The organism is Duganella sp. AC237, assembly GCF_979254035.1.
In genome coordinates this window covers 5,979,945-5,999,399 of the sequence record NZ_CEEDEW010000003.1, presented here as the reverse complement: position 1 = coordinate 5,999,399, position 19,455 = coordinate 5,979,945, and the positions used below count along the sequence as shown (strand labels likewise).

Genomic DNA, 19,455 nt, shown 5'->3' with positions numbered 1-19,455 from the left:
CCCGGCTTATTCCGGTTGGGCGGGTTTTTTCACCACCTCGTAGCGCTCCAGGGTGCGTTTGCGCGCCTCGTCGTGCATGACGACCGGCGCCGGGTAATCGAGCGGCAGCATGCGCGGCGTTTGCCATGGCGCGTGGATTTCCTTGTCGCCGAGGTCTTTCAATTGCGGCAGATAGCGCCGGATGAATTTACCGCCGCCGTCGAATTTCTCCGACTGCGTGATCGGATTGAAAATGCGGAAATACGGCTGGGCGTCGCAGCCCGACGACGACGCCCATTGCCAGCCGCCGTTGTTCGACGCCAGATCGAAGTCGTTCAGCTGCAGCGCGAAATACGCCTCGCCGCGCCGCCAGTCGATACCCAGGTCCTTGATCAGGAAGCACGCCGTCACCATGCGCAGGCGGTTGTGCATATAGCCGGTCTGGTTCAGCTGCGCCATCGCCGCGTCCACCAGCGGATAGCCGGTGCGGCCTTCGCACCACGCGGCGAACAATTCGTCCGCCTCGGGGCCCGTCTCCCACTGGATGGCGTCGTAGGCCGGCTTGTAGGCGCCGCCCACCACATGCGGATTGTGGAACAGGATCATCGCGTAGAACTCGCGCCAGATCAGCTCGGCCAGCCAGACCGGCGCGCCTTCGCCGCCGGCGCCGCGCGCCATCAGGTCCACCACGGTGCGCACCAGGTGGCGCACCGACAGCGTGCCGAAACGGAAATGCAGCGACAGGTACGATGGCCCCTTGATCGCCGGATAGTCGCGCGCCGTCTTATAGTCGGCGATGCGCGGCAGGAAATCGTCGAACAGCGCCGCCGCGCCGGACATGCCGGTGGGAATTTTCAGCTCGGCCAGGTTGCTCGGCTCGAAGCCCAGTTCGGCCAGGGTCGGCAGGGCCGGTGCGCGCTTGGGCGGCGGCGCCAGCCGCGCCGCGTGCGGTTCGATGTGGAAAGGCGCCAGCACCGACGGATCGGCCGTCAGCTTTTTCAGCCACGCGTTCTTGTAGGGCGTAAACACCGAGAACACGCCGCCGGTTTGCGACAGCACTTCGCTCTTTTCAAAGATCACCTGGTCCTTGTAGCTGAAGAACTGGCGGCCCGCCTCCTGCAACGCCTCGGCCACGGCGGCGTCGCGTGCGATCGCTTGCGGTTCATAATCGTGGTTGCAGAACACGGCATCGACACCCAGTTCGGCGGCCAGCGCCGGGATGTCGGTCGCCGGATCGGCATGGCGCACGATCAGGTGGCCGCCGAGCTGGCACAGCTCGCCGGCCACCTCGGCCAGGCTGGCGTGGATGAAGTCGACACGGCGGTCGCGGCGCGGCAGGGCGTCGAGGATGGTCTTATCGTAGACAAAAACACAATACACGGTGGCGCTGTCCTGCAGCGCCTGATTCAGGGCGACATGGTCGAAAACCCGCAAATCGCGGCGCAACCATACCAGGGACGATTTCAGTTTCATTCGGTCTGTGTCAATCTCGTGGGGGAACGCAATCATGGCCGCACCCTCAATTCAGTGTAAACTATCGGTGAGAGAGACAGCTGCTAGCGGCGCGATGTTACAGCATTTGTCCAGGACAGAGTGCAAGACATAGGCAAGACCCAGCGGCGGCACGGTAAGATCACGCATCCAGCACAGAGAGAGCAACGCGTATGAAGAAGAGCAAAATCGGCAAAACTCTACCTGTATCCGCCCCGCGCAAGGGTGAACCCCAGGACGAGCCACAGGATGAGATGGACGAATTGGGTCCCATCGGCGGCAGCGCGGAACCTTCCCTGAACCTGGCGAATCATTTCCTCATTGCAATGCCTTCAATGCAAGATCCGGTCTTTGGCGGCACGGTCGTGTATGTCTGCGAGCATAACGAGAACGGCGTATTGGGCGTGGTGATCAACAAACCCACCGATATGACCATGCAAGTGTTGTTCGAACGCATAGACTTGAAGCTGGAGGAGGGCACGGGAGTCGAATCCCACGTGGACGAGCCCATCATGTTCGGCGGCCCGGTGCAGGACGACCGCGGCTTCGTGCTGCACACGCCGGGCCACCGCTACTCGTCGTCGCTGACGGTCACCAAGGATATCGCCTTCACGACGTCGATCGACGTGCTCGAGGCCGTCGCCGCCGGCGAGGGCCCACCGCAAATGCTGGTGTCGATCGGCTACTCGGGCTGGAGTCCGGGCCAGCTGGAGGAGGAAATCGGCCGCAACGGCTGGCTCACGGTCGGCGCCGATCCCGAGATCCTGTTCAACCTGCCCATCGAGGAACGCTACACGGCCGCCATGCGCCTGCTGGGCATCGATCCGCTGATGCTCACGTCCGAGGCCGGCCATGCGTGACATGTTTGAGTTTGGTCAACCGTGAGCGTCGACACCATCTTCGCTTTCGATTTCGGCGTCAAACGTATCGGCGTGGCCATGGGTAACACCATGATTCGCCAGGCCCAGCCAGTCAAAGTCATCTCCGCCATCGACAACGCCACGCGCTTTGCCGACATCGCCGCCCTGCTCGACGAATGGAAACCCGCCCGCCTGGTGGTCGGCCTGCCCATGCATCCCGATGGCGCCGAGCACGACATGACGGCGCGCGCGCGCAAGTTCGCCAACCAGCTGCACGGCCGCTTCAACCTGCCGGTCGAGCTGGTCGACGAGCGCTATTCGTCGGCGGTCATCTCCGCCAAGCGCGGCGAGGTCATCGACGACCGCGCCGCCGCCATCATCCTGCAACAATATTTCGACGCAACCTAGCGAACCACCATGTCCACACTGAACCCCCACCAACTCGATGCCGAGGCGCTGTACGCGGCCCTGCTGGCCGACGTCAAGGCCGGCCTGGAAGGCGTGTCCGACGTCGCCATCGTCGGCATCCACTCCGGCGGCGCCTGGATCGCCGAGCGCCTCGCGGCCGACCTCGGCCTGTCGGCCCGCTGCGGCGTGCTCGACGTCTCCTTCTACCGCGACGATTACGCCAAGAAGGGTTTGCCGGCCGAGGTCAAGCCGACCAACATCACTTTTGACGTCGCCGCCGCCAACATCCTGCTGGTCGACGACGTGCTCTACACGGGGCGCACCACGCGCGCCGCGATCAACGAGCTGTTCGACTACGGCCGCCCGGCGCGCATCATGCTTGCGGCGCTGGTCGACCGCGGCGAGCGCCAGTTGCCGGTGGCCGCCGATTTCGTCGCCGCGCATGTGGCCGTGCCGCAAGGGCAGGCGCTGGTGCTCAAGCGCGCCGACGATGGAAAATTCACGCTCACCATAGACCACGCTTAATTTAATCGCGACCTCCACACCATGCTCAATCCGCAACTGAATAAAAACGGCGAACTCCAGCACCTGCTGTCGATCGAGGGACTGCCCAAATCCATCCTCAATCACATCCTGGACACCGCCTCGTCGTTCGTCGGCATCTCTGACCGCGACGTCAAGAAAGTGCCGCTAATGCGCGGCAAGTCGGTGTTCAACCTGTTCTTCGAGAACTCGACCCGCACCCGCACCACCTTCGAGATCGCCTCCAAGCGCCTGTCGGCCGACGTCATCAACCTCAACATCCAGGCGTCCTCGGCCAGCAAGGGCGAATCGCTGCTCGACACCATCGACAACCTGTCGGCCATGCACGCGGACATGTTCGTCGTGCGCCACGCGCAGTCGGGCGCGCCCTACCTGATCGCCAAGCACCTGCACGACACCAAACAGTCGCACGTGCACGTGGTCAACGCCGGCGACGGCCGCCACGCGCACCCGACCCAGGGTCTGCTGGACATGTACACGATCCGCCACTACAAGAAGGACTTCACCAACCTGACGGTGGCCATCGTCGGCGACATCCTGCACAGCCGCGTGGCCCGTTCGGACATCCACGCGCTGACCACGCTGGGCGTGCCGGAAGTGCGCGCCATCGGCCCGCACACCCTGCTGCCGGGCGGCCTGGAGCAAATGGGCGTGCGCACCTTCACCAACATGGAAGAGGGCTTGAAGGGCGTCGACGTGATCATCATGCTGCGCCTGCAAAACGAGCGCATGAGCGGCGCGCTGCTGCCGTCGGCGCAGGAATACTTCAAAAGCTACGGCCTGACGCCGGAGCGCCTGGCGCTGGCCAAGCCGGACGCGATCGTCATGCACCCGGGGCCGATGAACCGTGGCGTGGAAATCGATTCGGCGGTGGCGGACGGTCCGCAGGCGGTGATCCTGCCGCAGGTGACGTTCGGCATTGCGGTACGGATGGCGGTGATGAGCATTGTGGCGGGAACGCAAGGATGAAAGCAGGAATGAACTCGAATAAAAATCTCCATATCAAGAACGGCCACCTGGTCGACCCGGCCAACGGCATCGACGCCAAGCACGACCTGTACATCGCCGACGGCAAGGTGCTGGCGATCGGCGAGGTATCGGCTGAATTCGCCGCCGGCTTCACGGCCGACCAGACCATCGACGCCAGCGGCATGATCGTCTCGCCCGGCTTCGTCGACCTGTCGGCGCGCCTGCGCGAGCCGGGCTACGAATACAAGGCCACCCTGGAATCGGAAATGCAGGCGGCGATGCAGGGCGGCGTGACCAGCCTGATCTGTCCGCCGGACACCGACCCCGTGCTCGACGAGCCGGGCCTGGTGGAAATGCTCAAATACCGCGCCAAGACCCTGAACCAGGCCCACGTGCATCCGCTGGGCGCGCTGACCGTCGGCCTCAAAGGCAAGGCGCTGACCGAGATGGCCGAGCTGACCGAGGCCGGTTGCATCGGCTTCGCGCAAGCGGAAGAGCCGATCGAGGACACCAACGTGCTGCTGCGCGCGATGCAGTACGCCAAGACCTTCAACTACACCGTCTGGCTGCGGCCGCAGGACGCGCACATCGGCCGCGGCGGCATCGCCGCCAGCGGTCCGCTGGCCTCGCGCCTGGGTCTGTCCGGCGTGCCGGTGATGTCGGAAACGATCGCGTTGCACACCATTTTCGAGCTGATGCGTTCGAGCGGCGCCCGCGTGCACCTGTGCCGCCTGTCGTCGGCCGCCGGCATCGAGCTGGTGCGCCAGGCCAAGAAGGAAGGCTTGCCGGTCACCTGCGACGTCGGCGCCCACCACGTCCACATGACCGACGCCGACATCGGCTTCTTCGACTCCAACGCGCGCCTGACGCCGCCGCTGCGCAGCCAGCGCGACCGCGACGCCATCCGCCTCGGCCTGCTCGACGGCACCATCGATGCGCTGTGCTCGGACCACACGCCGGTCGACGACGACGAGAAACTGCTGCCGTTCGGCGAAGCCTCGGCCGGCGCCACCGGTCTGGAGCTGCTGCTATCGCTGACCCTGAAATGGGCCGACGACTACGCCGCCGGCCAGCACAACGGCGCGGACAAGGCCGCCATGCGTCCGCTGGCGCGGGCGATCTCGCGCATCACGGCCGACGCCGCCCGCGTGGCAGGCTTGGCCGCCGGCACCTTGTCGGTCGGCGCTGTGGCCGATGTCTGCGTCTTCGATCCGCAGGCAACATGGACCGTCGAAGCGTCGGCGCTGGCCAGCCAGGGCAAGCACACGCCTTTCGTCGGCTACAACCTGACGGGGCAGGTGCAAACCACCATCGTGGCCGGCCACGTCGCCTACCAGCGCGGCTGATTTTCTGAATGAAAATTTCGATGATCTTCCGCCTGGCGCGGGTGATGTTGCACGTGCTGCTGGGGATGGGCATCTGCGCCACGGTGTTTCCGTGGATAAGCCAGGACAAGCGTAACGGCCACATCCGCCGCTGGTCTACCCGGTTGCTGAAGATGTGCAACGTCAGTGTCGAGCAGCAGGCCGCATCGCCGATGCTGGAGCGGGCGGTGGTGGTGGCCAACCACGTCTCGTGGCTGGACATCTTCGTGGTTCACAGCCTGCATCCGAGCCATTTCGTCGCCAAGGCCGAGATCCGCTCGTGGCCGCTGGCCGGCTGGCTGGCGGAAAAGGCCGGCACCGTGTTCATTTCGCGCGGCAACCGGCGCGACCTGCGGCACATCTTCAAGGGCCTGGTGACGACCTTGGAGCGCGGCGAGCGCGTGGCATTCTTCCCGGAAGGCACGACCTCGGCGCAAGGCAATTTGCTGCCGTTCCACGCCAATCTGTTCGAAGCCGCGATCGACGCCAAGGTGCCGGTGCAGCCGGTTGCCTTATCGTACGTCGATCCGCAGGGCGCGCGGCATCCGTCGGTGGATTTCATCGGCGACATGACCTTTGCCGAGAGCATCATCGCCATCCTCGACGGCCCGCCGGTGATGGCAAAGTTGATGGTGCTGCCGCCGATCGACACAATCGGCGCGCACCGGCGCCAGCTGGCCGAGGTGACGCACCAGGCCGTCGCTGCCGCCTTGGGCGTTTCGGCGAGCTAACCCGCACTGCCGGGCGGGGTCTGACCCGATCGGGTCAGACCCCTAAGTGCCGGCGCCGGGGTCCAGTTCAAGGTGATAGGGGTTATCTTGATTACGGAGGATGTATGCGGCGCAATGCAATGAACGTCATGTGGATGGCATCGGTGCTGGCGGCTAGCCTGTTTGGCCTGCCGGCCGCCGCCGCCGAGGCCGCTGAGCCCGACCTGCCGCTCGACGCCAAGTTCGATGCGTATCTGCAGGCCTCTACCCGCCACGAGCACTTCAGCGGCACGGTGCTGGTGGCACGCGACGGCGTGCCCGTGTTCGGCCGCTCCTACGGCATGGCCAACTATGAGCTCGACGTGCCGAACACGGCGCGAACGCTCTACCGCATCGCCTCGCTGACCAAGCAGTTCACCGCGCTGGCGGTGCTGCAGCTGCAGGAGCAGGGCAAGCTCAAGGTCGGCGATCCCATCTGCCAATATATCGACCCGTGTCCCGCCGCTTGGAAGCCGATCACCTTGCGCCATTTGCTGACGCACACCTCCGGCATCGAAAATTACTCCAGCCTGTCCGAGTGGGACGAGGTGCTGGCCTTGCGCAGCTATAAGCGTGCCGAACTGGTCGCGTTGTTCCGCGACCTGCCGCTGCGGTTCACGCCCGGCGAGCAATTCAAGTACAGCAATTCCGGCTATGTGCTGCTCGGCATGGTCATCGAGCGCGCCTCCGGCAAATCGTACGGTGACTATCTGCGGGAAAAGATCTTCGCGCCGCTGGGCATGTCGCAGTCGGTGTACGACGAGGGCCGCGCGCTGCTGCCGCACCGCGCCAGCGGTTATTACTCGCTGGGGACGCGGTTTATCAACGCTCCGTACATGAGCCCGACGGTGAGCTATGCGGCCGGCGGGATTCAGTCGACCGTGGGCGACATGCTGCTGTGGGACCAGGCGCTGTATTCGGAGCGGCTGTTGTCGCGCGAGTCGCTCGACGAGATGTTCACGCCGGTGAAGAAAGGCTACGGCTATGGCTGGCAAATCGGTGAAAAACTGGGGCACCGCAGCATCGAGCACTCGGGCAGCGAGAACGGCTTTTCAACGTATCTGTTGCGCTTTCCCGCCGAGCGCGTGACTGTTATCGTGCTGAGCAATAGCGATCGGGCCTCGGCGGGCGGCGTCGGCGGCGCGCTGGCGGCGATCCTGTTCGGCGCCTCCTACAAGCAGCCGACCGCGCAGTTGCGTGACGTGTTGTGGGATGTGGTCGCGCGCGACGGCGTGGAAGCGGGGATGCGGCATTATCGCGGCCTGCAACCGGCGCCGGCCGGCGGCGACGAGGCGCTGGTTTATCTGGCTTACGATTTGATCGAGGCGGGGAAGGCGGGTGACGCCGCCGCCATGTTCAATTTCACGCTGGGCCTGTATCCGGGGTCCGCGTACAGCCATGATGGCTTGGCGGACATCGCCGCCGAGCGGGGCGACACGGCCGGCGCGATCAAACACTTCGAGCGCTCGCTGGAACTTGATCCAAAAAACGAGTACGCGAGCAAAGGTTTGGCACGGTTGCGCAAGCCGCGTTGACGGGCCGTTTATTTTTTCTTGCTGCTCGGCTCCTGGAATTCCGGGCACTGCACCTGCAGCACGCTGCGGTCCTCCAGGCAAACGGCCGACAACTGACCGCCCCACACGCAGCCGCTATCGAGGCCGATCAGGTTGGGCTTCAAGGTCAGCCCCAGCGCCGACCAGTGGCCGAACACCACCGTGTCGCGCGCCGTGCGCCGGCCCGGCACCTCGAACCACGGCATCAGGCCCGACGCCGGGTCGGCCGTGCCGCTTTCCTTCATCTTGAAATCCATCACGCCGTCGGCGCTGCAAAAGCGCAGCCGCGTCATGGCGTTGATGATGCAGCGCAGCCGGTCGGCGCCGCGCAGGTCGTCGGACCATTGGTCGGGCAGGTTGCCGTACATGTCGGCCAGGAAGTCGGCGAAACTGTCGTCCGGGCCGCGCAGCATGTCCTGCACCTCGCCGGCCAGCGCGATGGCCTGGTCGGCGCTCCATTGCGGCAGCAGGCCGGCGTGCACCAGCACATGGCCCTGGACCTGGATCGCCAGCGGACGCCGCCGCACCCAGTCGATCAGCTCGTCACGGTCGGGCGCGTGCAGGATGCCGGCCAGGGTGTCGGACTTGTGCTCCGGCCGGATGCCGTAGGCGACCGCCAGCAGGTGCAGGTCGTGGTTGCCCAGCACGCTGTCGATGAGGCCGCCGCTGGCCATGCACAGCTTGCGCACGTGGCGCAGGGTGGCCAGCGAGTCGGGGCCACGGTTAATCAGGTCGCCGGCGAACAGGATGGCGGGCTCGGCCACGCCGACCTCGGCCGCGTGCGCGCGTATGCGGTCGAGCATGGACAAGGCCTGCTCGTGACAGCCTTGCAAATCCCCGATTACATAGGTTTTCATATGGAAGCTCTCTGGTTCGTTGCTTTGGAATCTGAATTACCCTGAAATCAGAGTGCGAGTGTTGATTTTTGCCCGTGGGCAGCGCAGTTTCACATAAAATCACGATTACAACTGTTTTGACTTCTTGCTGCGGGATACTAAATGATTTTTGTTACGGGTGGTGCCGGTTTTATCGGTTCAAACTTTGTCCTCGACTGGCTGGCCCAGTCCGACGAGCCTGTTGTTAATTATGATAAGTTGACCTATGCTGGCAATGTGAACAACCTGGCGTCGCTGAAGAGCGATGCGCGCCACATCTTCGTGCGCGGCGATATCTGCGACCAGGCCCGGGTGCTGGCGCTGTTCGAACAGCACAAGCCGCGCGCCGTGGTCCACTTCGCCGCCGAAAGCCACGTCGACCGCTCCATCCTCGGTCCCGGCGAATTCATCAACACCAACATCAACGGCACCTTCAGCCTGCTTGAAGCGACGCGCGCCTACTGGTCGGCGCTGCCGGAGCAGGAGAAAGCGGCGTTCCGCTTCCTGCACGTGTCCACCGACGAGGTCTACGGCACGCTCGGCCCGGACGACGCGCCCTTCAGCGAGACCACCGCGTTCGCGCCCAACAGCCCGTACTCGGCGTCGAAGGCCGCGTCCGACCATCTGGTGCGCTCCTACCATCACACCTACGGCCTGCCGACGGTGACGACCAACTGCTCGAACAACTACGGTCCGTATCACTTCCCGGAAAAGCTGATCCCGCTGATCATCGCCAATGCGCAGGCGGGCAAGCCGCTGCCGATCTACGGCGACGGCCAGCAGGTGCGCGACTGGCTGTACGTGAGCGACCATTGCGCCGCCATCCGCCGCGTGCTGGCGGACGGCCGCCTGGGCGAGACCTACAACGTCGGCGGCTGGAACGAGATGGCCAACCTGGACGTGGTGCACACCCTGTGCGACATGCTCGACCGGCTGCGGCCGAAGGCGGACGGCGCCAGCTACCGCGACCAGATCACCTACGTCAAGGACCGTCCCGGCCACGACCGCCGCTACGCCATCGACGCGCGCAAGCTAGAGCGCGAACTGGGCTGGAAACCTGCCGAGACCTTCCAGACCGGCATCGCCAAGACCGTGCAGTGGTACCTCGACAACCAGGCCTGGGTCGACGACGTGCAGTCGGGCGGCTACGCCAAATGGATGGAAACGAACTACTTTAACCGCGAAGGCGCACAATGAACCAAGCTTCGAGCACTCCCGTGGGCACGCCGGGCAAAGGCCGCAAGGGCATCATCCTGGCCGGCGGTTCCGGTACCCGGCTGTATCCGGTGACGATGAGCGTGTCGAAGCAATTGCTGCCGATCTACGACAAGCCGATGATCTACCATCCGCTGACGGTGCTGATGTTGGCCGGCATGACCGAGATCCTGCTGATCTCGACGCCGCAGGACACGCCGCGCTTCCGCGACCTGCTGGGCGACGGCCGCCAGTGGGGCATCAGCATCAGCTACGCGGTGCAAACGTCGCCGGACGGCCTGGCGCAAGCGTTCATCATCGGCAAGGACTTCGTCGGCGACTCGCCGTCCGCGCTCATCCTTGGTGACAATATTTACTACGGCAACGACCTCGACGCGCTGCTCAACCATGCCAGCGAACAAACCAGCGGCGCCACGGTGTTCGCCTACCACGTGCAGGATCCGGAGCGCTACGGGGTGGTCGAGTTCGACGGCGACCGCCAGGCCGTGTCGATCGAGGAAAAACCCCTGCAGCCGAAGTCCAATTACGCCGTCACCGGCCTGTATTTCTACGACAACCAGGTGTGCGAGATCGCCGCCGGCATCCAGCCGTCGGCCCGTGGCGAGCTCGAGATCACCGACGTCAACCGCGTCTACCTCGAGAAGCAGCAGCTCAATGTCGAGGTGATGGGGCGCGGCATGGCCTGGCTCGACACCGGCACCCATGAGTCGCTGCTGGAGGCGGGCCAGTTCATCTCCACCATCGAAAAGCGCCAGGGTTTAAAGGTGGCGTGCCCTGAGGAAATTGCGTACCGCAAGGGCTATATCGACGCGGCGCAGCTGCGCGCACTGGCCGAGCCGCTGAAGAAGAATAATTACGGGCAGTACCTGCTGCGCATACTGGAAGACAAGGTCGTGCAACGATGAAGGTCATCACTACGCCGCTGGAGGGGGTGCTGGTGCTCGAGCCGCGTGTGTTCGGCGACGAACGCGGCTTTTTCTACGAAAGCTACAACGCGCGCCAGTTCGCCGAGGCCACCGGGGTGACGGCAAATTTCGTGCAGGACAATCATTCGCGCTCGCGCCGCGGCGTGCTGCGCGGCCTGCATTACCAGATCCAGCAGCCGCAGGGCAAGCTGGTGCGCGTGACCGCAGGGGCCGTGTACGACGTCGCGGTCGACATCCGCAAGGGGTCGCCGACGTTCGGCCAATGGTACGGCACCGAGCTCAGCGCCGAAAACATGCGCCAGATGTGGATCCCGCCCGGTTTCGCGCACGGCTTCGTGGTCACCACGGAGAACGCCGAGTTCCTCTATAAAACCACCGATTACTGGGCGCCCGAGCATGAGCGCGCCATCTTGTGGAACGATCCGGCCATCGGCATCGACTGGCCGCTGGCGCTGACCCCGACCCCGACCCTATCGCACAAGGACCTGGCGGCGGTGCCGCTGGCCGGCGCCGAGGTGTTCCCGTGAAGATTTTGCTCACGGGCAGCACCGGCCAGGTCGGTTACGAACTGGCACGCAGCCTGCAGGGCGTGGGCGAGGTGGTGGCGGTGGACCGCCAGGCCATGGATCTGTCCGACCTCGACCAGGTGCGCGACGTGATCCGCCAAGTCAGGCCGGGGCTGATCGTCAATCCGGCCGCCTACACGGCGGTCGACAAGGCCGAGGGGGAGCCGGCGCTGGCCTACCGCATCAACGCCGAGGCCCCCGGGCTGATGGCGCGCGAAGCCAAACTGCTGGGAGCGGCCATGGTGCATTATTCGACCGACTACGTGTTCGACGGCGCCGAGCCGGCGGCGCGGGGGAGGACGACCCGACCGGGCCGCTCAACGTCTACGGCGCCAGCAAGCTGGCCGGCGAACAAGCCATCGCCGAGGCCGGCATTCCGCACCTGATTTTCCGCACCAGCTGGGTGTACGGCATGCGCGGCAAGAATTTCCTGCTGACCATGCTGCGCCTGGCCAGGGAGCGCGACGAGTTGCGGGTGGTGGCCGACCAGCACGGCGCGCCGACCTGGAGCCGCACCATCGCCGACACCTCGGCGCTGGTGCTGGCGCAGGCGCGCGCCGGCGGCGCCGACTGGTGGACTCAACACAGCGGCGTCTATCATTTGAGCGCGCAGGGCAGCACCACCTGGTGCGAGTTCACCCGGGCGATCGTCGAGGCGGCCGGGCTGGACTGCCGCGTGCTGCCGATCACCAGCGCCGAATATCCGACCCCGGCCAGGCGGCCGCAATACTCGGTGCTGTCGTCGCAGCGGCTGATGACGCGGTTTTGCCATTTGCCGGAGTGGAAAGAGGCGCTGCGCCTGTGCATGGCATAAATGCCGCCGGCATTTGTATCGATTGGTAAGCAATAGCGTCCGACCAATTTTCTGCTGTTATGATGCCGGCGCACCGCCAAAACGGGCCGGCGCTCCTCCTTATTGCTGCCGCCGTTGCAAACGCGAACGATGTTTGACGCGGATGGGCCGCCTTCAATTCGGGATTGCCGGGTCCAATCCGGTACAATCGCGGGTTAGCGTACTGATAACCCGGCGGACGAGGACTTGCCTCTGTGCGGGCGGGCGTATCCGGTAATTTTGTATAGATAAAATATGTTTTCCTTTTTACTGAGCTTTATCGCTTCCGCGCTCCTGACGCTGCTGGTTATAAAAGAATCGCGATTGCACGGGCCGGCGCTGGATTCGGATTTCCTCGGGGTCCAGAAAGTGCACGCGCACCGGGTCGCCCGGATAGGCGGCTTGTCGATATTTTTGTCGGTCGCGCTCAGTTCCGCCATTTCCGTCTGGCGCGTGCCGTCGCTGGGTAACTGGCTGTTTTCGCTGCTGGCCTGTTCGGCGGTCGCCTTTGTCGGCGGCATCGTCGAGGATTACACGGGCCGCGTCAGCGCCGCGCGCCGCTTGCTGCTGACCATGGCCGCCGCCGCGCTGGGCTACTTCCTGCTTGACGCCCGCATCGACCGCATCGATTTTCCATTCGCCGCCTGGCCGATCCAGTATGTCTGGATCACGCTGCCGCTGACGGTGCTGGCGGTGGCCGGCGTGGCCAACGCGGTCAATATTATCGACGGTTTCAACGGCCTGGCCAGCGTGGTGTGTATTTGCATGCTGCTCTCGCTCGGGTATGTCGCGTTGCAGGTCAACGATATGTTCGTGCTCATCGCCGCGCTGATGGTGGCGGGCGCCACCGCCGGCTTCCTGATCTGGAATTACCCGGTCGGCATGATATTCCTGGGCGACGGCGGCGCTTACTTCATCGGCTTTATGCTGGGCGAGTTGGCGTTGCTGCTGGTAATGCGCAATCCGCAAGTTTCCACTTGGTACGCCGCGTTGTTATTAATATATCCGACCTTTGAAACCCTGTTTTCGGTTTATCGCCGCATGTTCGTGCGCGGCAAATCTCCGGCCATGCCCGACGGTATTCACCTGCATAGCCTGATCTTCCGCCGCATCGTGCAATGGGCGGTGGGCCGCAAGGAAGCGCGCGCGCTGATACGCCGCAATTCGCTCACCTCGCCGTATTTGTGGATGTTCTCGCTGATGGCGGTGCTGCCGGCCACGGTATTCTGGCGCCACACCTGGGTATTAATGGTGTTCTGTATTTTGTTTATCAGCAGTTACATCTGGATTTACGTGCGCATCGTCCGCTTTAAAGCGCCGCGCTGGATGATCCGCCATAAGAAAATGTGATTTTCCGGGCTTGATGTAATATATTCGCGCAGCGCTTTATATCGTCATCACCTAAAGGAAAGCCCAATGGACCTGTCGAATATGTCTTCCGCGGATTTGCGTAATCTGCAAGAACAAGTGAAACGCGAATTAAAACAGCGCGAGGGCCAGGATCGGGCCAAAGCCCGCGAACAAATACTGGCCATCGCCCAAAGCGTTGGCGTGCCGCTCAAGGACCTGGTCGGCGGCGCCGCCGCCACCGTGCGAAGCGGCAAAAAAACCGGCACGGTGGCGCCGCGCTACCGCAATCCGGCCGACCAATCCCAGCATTGGACCGGCCGCGGCCGCCAGCCGAAATGGGTCAAGGAATGGCTGGACGCCGGCAAAGACATCGCCGGCCTGAAGGTTTAAGCGTTTTCGGCCCCCCTGCGGGCCGGCGGGGCTTGCCTGCGGCCGTTATCGCACTTACACTATGATGTTGTGTCTGCTACAACGCAGGCGGCACCTATTTTCCCTCTAATCCGCGTCCATGGCGAGGCAGTCCGCCCAGCTGCGCCCCCGCATCGCCCTGGCACGCACATCCAAAAATCCAATATGGTCTCCTTATCCAAAACGATCTTCAAAGCTTACGACATTCGCGGCATCATCGATAAAACCCTGGATGCGGGCGTCGCGCGTTCGATCGGGCAGGCGTTCGGCCAGGCCGCGCTGGCCAAGGGCGAGACCAAGGTGGTGATCGGCCGCGACGGCCGCTTGTCCGGCCCGTCGCTGACGGCGGCGCTGGCCGAGGGCCTGCAACTGGCCGGCGTCGACGTGATCGATCTGGGTGTGGTGGCCACGCCGATGGTCTATTTCGGCACCAATGTGCTGGGCGCGGCGTCGGGCATCATGGTCACCGGCAGCCACAATCCGCCGGACTACAACGGCTTCAAGATGGTGCTGGCCGGCGAAGCGATCCACGGCGAGGCCATCACCTCGCTGTACCAGCGCATCGTCGACCATGACGGCTCGTCGGCGGCGAAAAAGGGCGCGTACGGCACCCACGACATCCGCGCCCAATACCTCGAGCGCATCATCGGCGACGTCAAACTGGCGCGTCCGATCAAGATCGCCGTCGATTGCGGCAACGGCGTGGCCGGCGCCTTCGCCGGCGACCTGTATCGCGGCATGGGCTGCGAAGTGGTCGAGCTGTTCTGTGAAGTGGACGGCAACTTCCCCAACCACCACCCCGATCCGGCCCACCCGGAGAACCTGCAGGACCTGATCCGCGCGTTGCAGGAGACCGACGCTGAAATCGGCATCGCCTTCGACGGCGACGGCGACCGCCTGGGCGTGGTGACCAAGGACGGCCAGATCATCTATCCGGACCGCCAGATGATGCTGTTCGCGGCCGACGTGCTGACCCGCCATCCGGGCGCGCAGATTCTGTACGACGTCAAATGCACCCGCCACCTGGCGCCATACATCACCAAAAGCGGCGGCGTGCCGCTGATGTACAAGACCGGCCACTCGCTGGTCAAGGCCAAGCTGCGCGAAACCGGCGCCCCGCTGGGCGGCGAAATGAGCGGCCATATCTTCTTCAAGGACCGCTGGTACGGTTTCGACGACGGCCTGTACTCGGGCGCGCGCCTGCTGGAGATCCTGACCCGCGAAGCCGATCCGTCGGCGCTGCTCAATTCCCTGCCGCAGTCGGACAGCACCCCCGAGCTGCACCTGCACCTGAGCGAAGGCGAGAACGTCATCGTCATGGACAAGCTGCGCGCGGATGCGGAATTCCCGGGCAATGTGCAGATCATCACCATCGACGGCCTGCGCGTGGAATACGAGGACGGCTTCGGCCTGGCGCGTTCGTCCAACACCACGCCGGTGATCGTGATGCGCTTCGAAGCCGAAACGCCGGAAGCGCTGGCGCGCATCCAGGGCCAGTTCAAGAGCGTGATCCTGGCCGCCAAGCCGGACGCGGAACTGCCTTTCTAAGCGATGTCGCCGCAAGCGGGCAATAGCAACCCGAAGCCGCTCAACATCCTGCTGGTGCGCGTCTCCTCGCTGGGGGACGTGCTGCACAACCTGCCGATGGTGGCCGATATCGCCCGCCGCTTCCCCGACGCGAACATCGATTGGGTGGTGGAGGAGGGCTACGTCAGCCTGGTGCGGCTCAACGCCCGCGTGCGGGCCATCATTCCGTTCGCGCTGCGGCGCTGGCGCAAATCGCTGGGCAAGCCGGAGACGCGGGCCGAGATCAAGGCCTTCTTCCGCACCTTGCGCCAGCAGCGCTACGACTACGTGTTCGACACCCAGGGGCTGCTCAAGACCGGCATCATCATGGGCGCCGCGCGGGTGGCCGAGGGCGGCCGCAAGGTCGGCCTGGCCAACGGCAGCGAGGGCTCGGGCTACGAGGGCGTCTCACGTATTTTCCATCACCTGAGCATTCCGACCGATCCGCGCACGCACGCGGTGGCGCGCGGCCGCCTGGTGGCCGCCGTTGCGCTGGGCTACCAGGTCGACACGCCGGCCGATTTCGGCCTGCCGGAGGTGTCGGCCGACGAGCCGCGTCCGGCCTGGATGCCGGCCGAACCTTACGTGGTGTACTTCCACGGCACCGCGCGCGATCCGAAGAAGTGGGCGCCGGAGAACTGGATCGCGCTGGGACGGGAACTGGCGCCGATGCCCATCCTGCTGCCCTGGGGCTCGCCCAAGGAGCTGGCCGAGGCCGAGCATCTGGCGGCCCATCTGCCCAACGCGCGCGTGCTGCCCAAGCTGTCGATGGCCGACGCCATGCTGCTGGCGCGCCACGCCGGCCTGGTGGTCGGCGTCGACACCGGCTTGACGCACATCGCCGCCGCCTTCGTGCGGCCGACGGTGGAAATCTACGCCGATTCGCCGCGCTGGAAGACCGAGGGCAACTGGTCGCCGCGCATCATTAATCTGGGCGATCGCGGCGCGCCGCCGTCCGTGTCCGAAGTACTGGCTGCGGCCAGGCGTTTGCTGGGCTGAGTTTCATGCGTATTTTCTATTCGATGATGTGGTGGCTGGCCATGCCGCTGGTGCTGGCGCGTCTGTGGCTGCGCGGCCGCAAGGAGCCCGGCTATCGCGGGCACTGGGGCGAGCGGCTGGGTTTTTACGGCGCCGCTTCGGCTTCCTCCAGCGCCGCGCCGGTGCTGTGGGTGCACGCGGTGTCCGTCGGCGAAACCCGCGCGGCCGAGCCGTTGATCGACGCGCTGCTGGCCGAGTACCCGAACGGCCGCATCATCCTGACCCACATGACGCCGACCGGGCGCGCCACCGGCCAGTCGCTGTTCTCCAAGCATGGCGCGCGGCTGGCGCAATCGTATCTGCCGTACGACACCGGCACCATGGTCGGTCGCTTCATCCAGCATTTCAAACCGGCGGTCTGCATTCTGATGGAGACGGAGGTCTGGCCTAACCTGATCGCCACCTGCGGCGCGCGCGGCGTGCCGGTGGTGTTGGCCAACGCGCGATTGTCCGAGCGTTCGCTGCGCAAGGCGGGGCGTCTCGGTTCGCTGATCCTGGACGCGGCGCGCGGCATCTCGCTGGTCGCCGCGCAAACCGAGGCCGATGCGCAGCGCGTGCGCTCGCTCGGCGTCAAGCAGGTGGAAGTCACCGGCAGCATCAAGTTCGACGTGATGGTGCCGGATGCGGCGCTGGCCACCGGCGCGGCGCTGCGCAAAGCCATCGGCGCGCGTCCGGTGCTGCTGTTCGCCAGCACGCGCGAAGGCGAGGAGGCGTTGATACTGCGGGCGGTACGCGAGGGCCGCTCCGAGCTGCCGGCAAACGTGCTGTTGCTGATCGTGCCGCGCCATCCGCAGCGTTTCGACGAAGTGGCGAAGATAGTCGGCGAGGCGGGACTCAATGTGCAGCGACGCAGCCAGCTGGCGCTGGACGGCGCGGCCGAGGGTTCCATTCCAGCTTATATCGATGTGCTGCTGGGCGATTCGATGGGCGAGATGTTCGCCTACTATGCGGCGTGCGATTGCACTTTCGTCGGCGGCAGCCTGCTGCCGCTCGGCGGGCAGAATTTGATCGAACCGGCGGCCTTGGGCAAGCCGGTGCTGATCGGCCCGCACACCTTCAATTTCGCCGAGTCGACCGAGGATGCGCTGGCGGCCGGCGGCGCGCAGCGAGTGGCCGACGCGGCCGCGCTGGTCACCGCCGCCGCGCGCTTGCTGCGCGACGACGCGGCGCGCGCAGCGATGGGCGAAGGCGCGCTGGCGTTCGCCAACCAGTACCGTGGCGCGACCCGCCGCACCCTGGCGCTGCTGGCGCCGTTGCTCGGGCGCTGATCCAGCGCTGATCAAGCCCCAACCCACGCCGACCCGGCGCGCGGCCGGCGGCCTTAGCCGCCCCCAATCCCCTCCGTGATGACGCCGGTGCCGCCGCAGTTGCCGCACGCAATCGTGTCGTCCTCGTCCAAGATGCGGCCGGTGCCGTGGCAGATCGGGCAGACGTCCTCGCCGGTGCCAGGCGTGCCGGGGGCGGCCTCGTCGCCTGGATTGCTGTTGCCGTTCGCGTTGTCGCTCATGATGACCTCGTTGACAATGGTGGAACGACAATTCTAGACGGTCGTCCGGCAAGGGCGCGCGCCATTGCCTCCGCGCATTTCCGGCTTAAAACACGTGGTGCGCGCCCAGCTCCAGCCCGAACACGCTGGCGTCGGTCACCGGCAGGCGGTCGGCGCGTATCCGCAGCCGCAGCGGGCCATGGTCGTAGCCGGCGCCGAAGGTGTTGAACCGCGTGTCATAGCTGCCGCTGAAAGTGCCCCAGCGGGTGGCGTAGGCGGCCGTCAACAGCGGTATCGTGGTGCCGGCGATGCGCTCGGCGCCGGCGCGCAGCACCCAGCTGTCGAGCCGGTAGCTCAGGTTGAGCGCGGTGCTGGCGCCGATGCGGTCGATCCGGGTGATCAGACTGTTGCGCCCGGCGATCTGCGGCTTGTAGTTGATGTAGCCGTCGCCGTCGACCTCGCGCACGTCGGAGGCGATGGTGGCAGTCGTCGACGGCAGGTTGCGCCAGCGCAGGCGGCTCCACAGATCGTTGACGGCGACGTTGACGGTCAGCCCCTTCGTCAGCGGCCACTGCGCGGCGACCGACGTGGTGGCGCCGGACGAGGTCTGTTCGGCCTCCGGTTTGAACAGGTAGTCGTAGTTGTTGCGCGAGGCGGCGTAGCTGGCGTCGAAGCGGTAGGCGCCGTCCTGCGCGTAGCCGACCTGGCCGGCGGCGGTGTGCTCCAGATTGCGGGCGCGGCCGTACAAGGCGGCCGACACCATCAGCAGCGGCGCGTCGGCGCCGGCCGCCAGCGCGAACGTGCGGCCCACGCGCAGGCCGCCGGCGGCCCAGCCCTTCAAGCGCAGATCGATATCGAACACGCGCGCCTGCACCGGGCGCTGCTTCGACCGGTACATCCGGTACAGCTCGACGCTGTCGCGGCTGGCGCGCAACGACGCCTCCGCCCGGTACTCGGCGCCGATGCGCCAGCCATCCTTTTCCACGCCAGCTTCGACCCGGTTGCGCTGCAAAAAGACGTTGCGGCCGTCGCGCGGCGTGTAGCCGTGGTCCCAGTCGCCGGTCAATTCACCGATCGGAATGGTGTCATAGGCGGCCCACGCCTGCGCCTTGCCGTAGACGCGCCAGGCGGTGTCGGGCGCGCGCAGCGCGATGTCGGTGTCGGCGACCGACAGTTGGGCGCTGGCGCCGGTGGACAGCGACAGCAAGGTAACGAGCAATGGGAAGCGCATGGGGAAGGAGCGGGTAATGAAACAAGCCCGACGGCTGGCCGTCGGG

The 19,455-nt window shown here is 65.3% G+C and carries 19 protein-coding genes and 1 pseudogene; 16 read left to right on the top strand and 4 right to left on the bottom strand.

Going from position 1 to position 19,455, the window contains the following annotated elements:
- Positions 1–6 precede the first annotated feature (6 nt).
- Positions 7–1,452 carry a cryptochrome/photolyase family protein gene (locus AC0IYS_RS26585; protein WP_471707992.1) on the bottom strand — a complete coding sequence of 482 codons (1,446 nt, stop codon included), beginning with the start codon at positions 1,450–1,452 and terminating at the stop codon, positions 7–9.
- 272 nt (positions 1,453–1,724) lie between these two features.
- Between AC0IYS_RS26585 and AC0IYS_RS26580 the strand changes: the two genes are divergently transcribed.
- The 7 genes from AC0IYS_RS26580 to AC0IYS_RS26550 all read left to right on the top strand — a co-directional run bounded on the left by AC0IYS_RS26580 (position 1,725) and on the right by AC0IYS_RS26550 (position 7,898).
- Positions 1,725–2,330 (top strand): YqgE/AlgH family protein, encoded by a 606-nt coding sequence (locus tag AC0IYS_RS26580; RefSeq protein ID WP_471708941.1) that lies wholly within the window; start codon positions 1,725–1,727, stop codon positions 2,328–2,330.
- 21 nt (positions 2,331–2,351) lie between these two features.
- The gene (gene ruvX / locus AC0IYS_RS26575; protein WP_471707991.1) at positions 2,352–2,738 is read left to right on the top strand and encodes a Holliday junction resolvase RuvX; all 387 of its coding nucleotides are present in this window, start codon (positions 2,352–2,354) and stop codon (positions 2,736–2,738) included.
- A 9-nt stretch (positions 2,739–2,747) separates the two neighbouring features.
- Positions 2,748–3,263: a bifunctional pyr operon transcriptional regulator/uracil phosphoribosyltransferase PyrR gene (gene pyrR, locus AC0IYS_RS26570; RefSeq protein ID WP_471707990.1), complete on the top strand. Its 516-nt coding sequence runs from the start codon at positions 2,748–2,750 to the stop codon at positions 3,261–3,263.
- A 21-nt stretch (positions 3,264–3,284) separates the two neighbouring features.
- A complete protein-coding gene (locus tag AC0IYS_RS26565) occupies positions 3,285–4,250 on the top strand; it encodes an aspartate carbamoyltransferase catalytic subunit (protein WP_209724073.1) in 966 nt (321 codons plus the stop codon).
- A gap of 8 nt (positions 4,251–4,258) precedes the next feature.
- On the top strand, positions 4,259–5,596 hold the full coding sequence (locus tag AC0IYS_RS26560) for a dihydroorotase (RefSeq protein WP_471707989.1): 1,338 nt from the start codon (positions 4,259–4,261) through the stop codon (positions 5,594–5,596).
- 8 nt (positions 5,597–5,604) lie between these two features.
- Positions 5,605–6,345, top strand: coding sequence for a lysophospholipid acyltransferase family protein (locus tag AC0IYS_RS26555; RefSeq protein WP_471707988.1), 741 nt, complete (start codon positions 5,605–5,607; stop codon positions 6,343–6,345).
- A 104-nt stretch (positions 6,346–6,449) separates the two neighbouring features.
- Positions 6,450–7,898, top strand: coding sequence for a serine hydrolase (locus AC0IYS_RS26550; protein ID WP_471707987.1), 1,449 nt, complete (start codon positions 6,450–6,452; stop codon positions 7,896–7,898).
- An 8-nt stretch (positions 7,899–7,906) separates the two neighbouring features.
- On the opposite strand, the gene AC0IYS_RS26545 is transcribed toward AC0IYS_RS26550, so the two are convergent.
- Positions 7,907–8,773, bottom strand: coding sequence for a symmetrical bis(5'-nucleosyl)-tetraphosphatase (locus tag AC0IYS_RS26545; RefSeq protein ID WP_471707986.1), 867 nt, complete (start codon positions 8,771–8,773; stop codon positions 7,907–7,909).
- Positions 8,774–8,914: 141 nt separating this feature from the next.
- Between AC0IYS_RS26545 and rfbB the strand changes: the two genes are divergently transcribed.
- From rfbB to waaA, 9 genes and pseudogenes are all read left to right on the top strand, one after another.
- Positions 8,915–9,988, top strand: coding sequence for a dTDP-glucose 4,6-dehydratase (gene rfbB / locus AC0IYS_RS26540; protein WP_471707985.1), 1,074 nt, complete (start codon positions 8,915–8,917; stop codon positions 9,986–9,988).
- Positions 9,985–10,911: a glucose-1-phosphate thymidylyltransferase RfbA gene (gene rfbA, locus AC0IYS_RS26535; RefSeq protein WP_471707984.1), complete on the top strand. Its 927-nt coding sequence runs from the start codon at positions 9,985–9,987 to the stop codon at positions 10,909–10,911. The genes rfbB and rfbA overlap by 4 nt, the downstream gene beginning before the upstream one ends.
- Positions 10,908–11,459: a dTDP-4-dehydrorhamnose 3,5-epimerase gene (rfbC, locus tag AC0IYS_RS26530; protein ID WP_471707983.1), complete on the top strand. Its 552-nt coding sequence runs from the start codon at positions 10,908–10,910 to the stop codon at positions 11,457–11,459. Before rfbA ends, rfbC begins: the two co-directional genes overlap by 4 nt.
- Positions 11,456–12,312 (top strand): annotated as a pseudogene (gene rfbD, locus AC0IYS_RS26525) (dTDP-4-dehydrorhamnose reductase). Before rfbC ends, rfbD begins: the two are co-directional and overlap by 4 nt.
- 273 nt (positions 12,313–12,585) lie before the next feature.
- Positions 12,586–13,680 (top strand): glycosyltransferase family 4 protein, encoded by a 1,095-nt coding sequence (locus tag AC0IYS_RS26520; RefSeq protein WP_471707982.1) that lies wholly within the window; start codon positions 12,586–12,588, stop codon positions 13,678–13,680.
- 66 nt (positions 13,681–13,746) lie between these two features.
- Complete coding sequence (locus AC0IYS_RS26515) at positions 13,747–14,070, top strand: H-NS histone family protein (protein ID WP_471707981.1); 324 nt, start codon at positions 13,747–13,749, stop codon at positions 14,068–14,070.
- 183 nt (positions 14,071–14,253) lie between these two features.
- Positions 14,254–15,636, top strand: coding sequence for a phosphomannomutase/phosphoglucomutase (locus AC0IYS_RS26510; RefSeq protein ID WP_471707980.1), 1,383 nt, complete (start codon positions 14,254–14,256; stop codon positions 15,634–15,636).
- Between the two features lie 3 nt (positions 15,637–15,639).
- Positions 15,640–16,653 (top strand): lipopolysaccharide heptosyltransferase I, encoded by a 1,014-nt coding sequence (gene waaC, locus AC0IYS_RS26505; RefSeq protein ID WP_471707979.1) that lies wholly within the window; start codon positions 15,640–15,642, stop codon positions 16,651–16,653.
- Between the two features lie 5 nt (positions 16,654–16,658).
- Positions 16,659–17,960 (top strand): lipid IV(A) 3-deoxy-D-manno-octulosonic acid transferase, encoded by a 1,302-nt coding sequence (gene waaA, locus AC0IYS_RS26500; protein WP_471707978.1) that lies wholly within the window; start codon positions 16,659–16,661, stop codon positions 17,958–17,960.
- A 53-nt stretch (positions 17,961–18,013) separates the two neighbouring features.
- On the opposite strand, the gene AC0IYS_RS26495 is transcribed toward waaA, so the two are convergent.
- Both AC0IYS_RS26495 and AC0IYS_RS26490 read right to left on the bottom strand, forming a co-directional pair.
- Positions 18,014–18,199 carry a hypothetical protein gene (locus tag AC0IYS_RS26495; protein WP_471707977.1) on the bottom strand — a complete coding sequence of 62 codons (186 nt, stop codon included), beginning with the start codon at positions 18,197–18,199 and terminating at the stop codon, positions 18,014–18,016.
- Between the two features lie 85 nt (positions 18,200–18,284).
- Complete coding sequence (locus AC0IYS_RS26490) at positions 18,285–19,409, bottom strand: hypothetical protein (RefSeq protein ID WP_471707976.1); 1,125 nt, start codon at positions 19,407–19,409, stop codon at positions 18,285–18,287.
- Between the last annotated feature and the right edge of the window lie 46 nt (positions 19,410–19,455).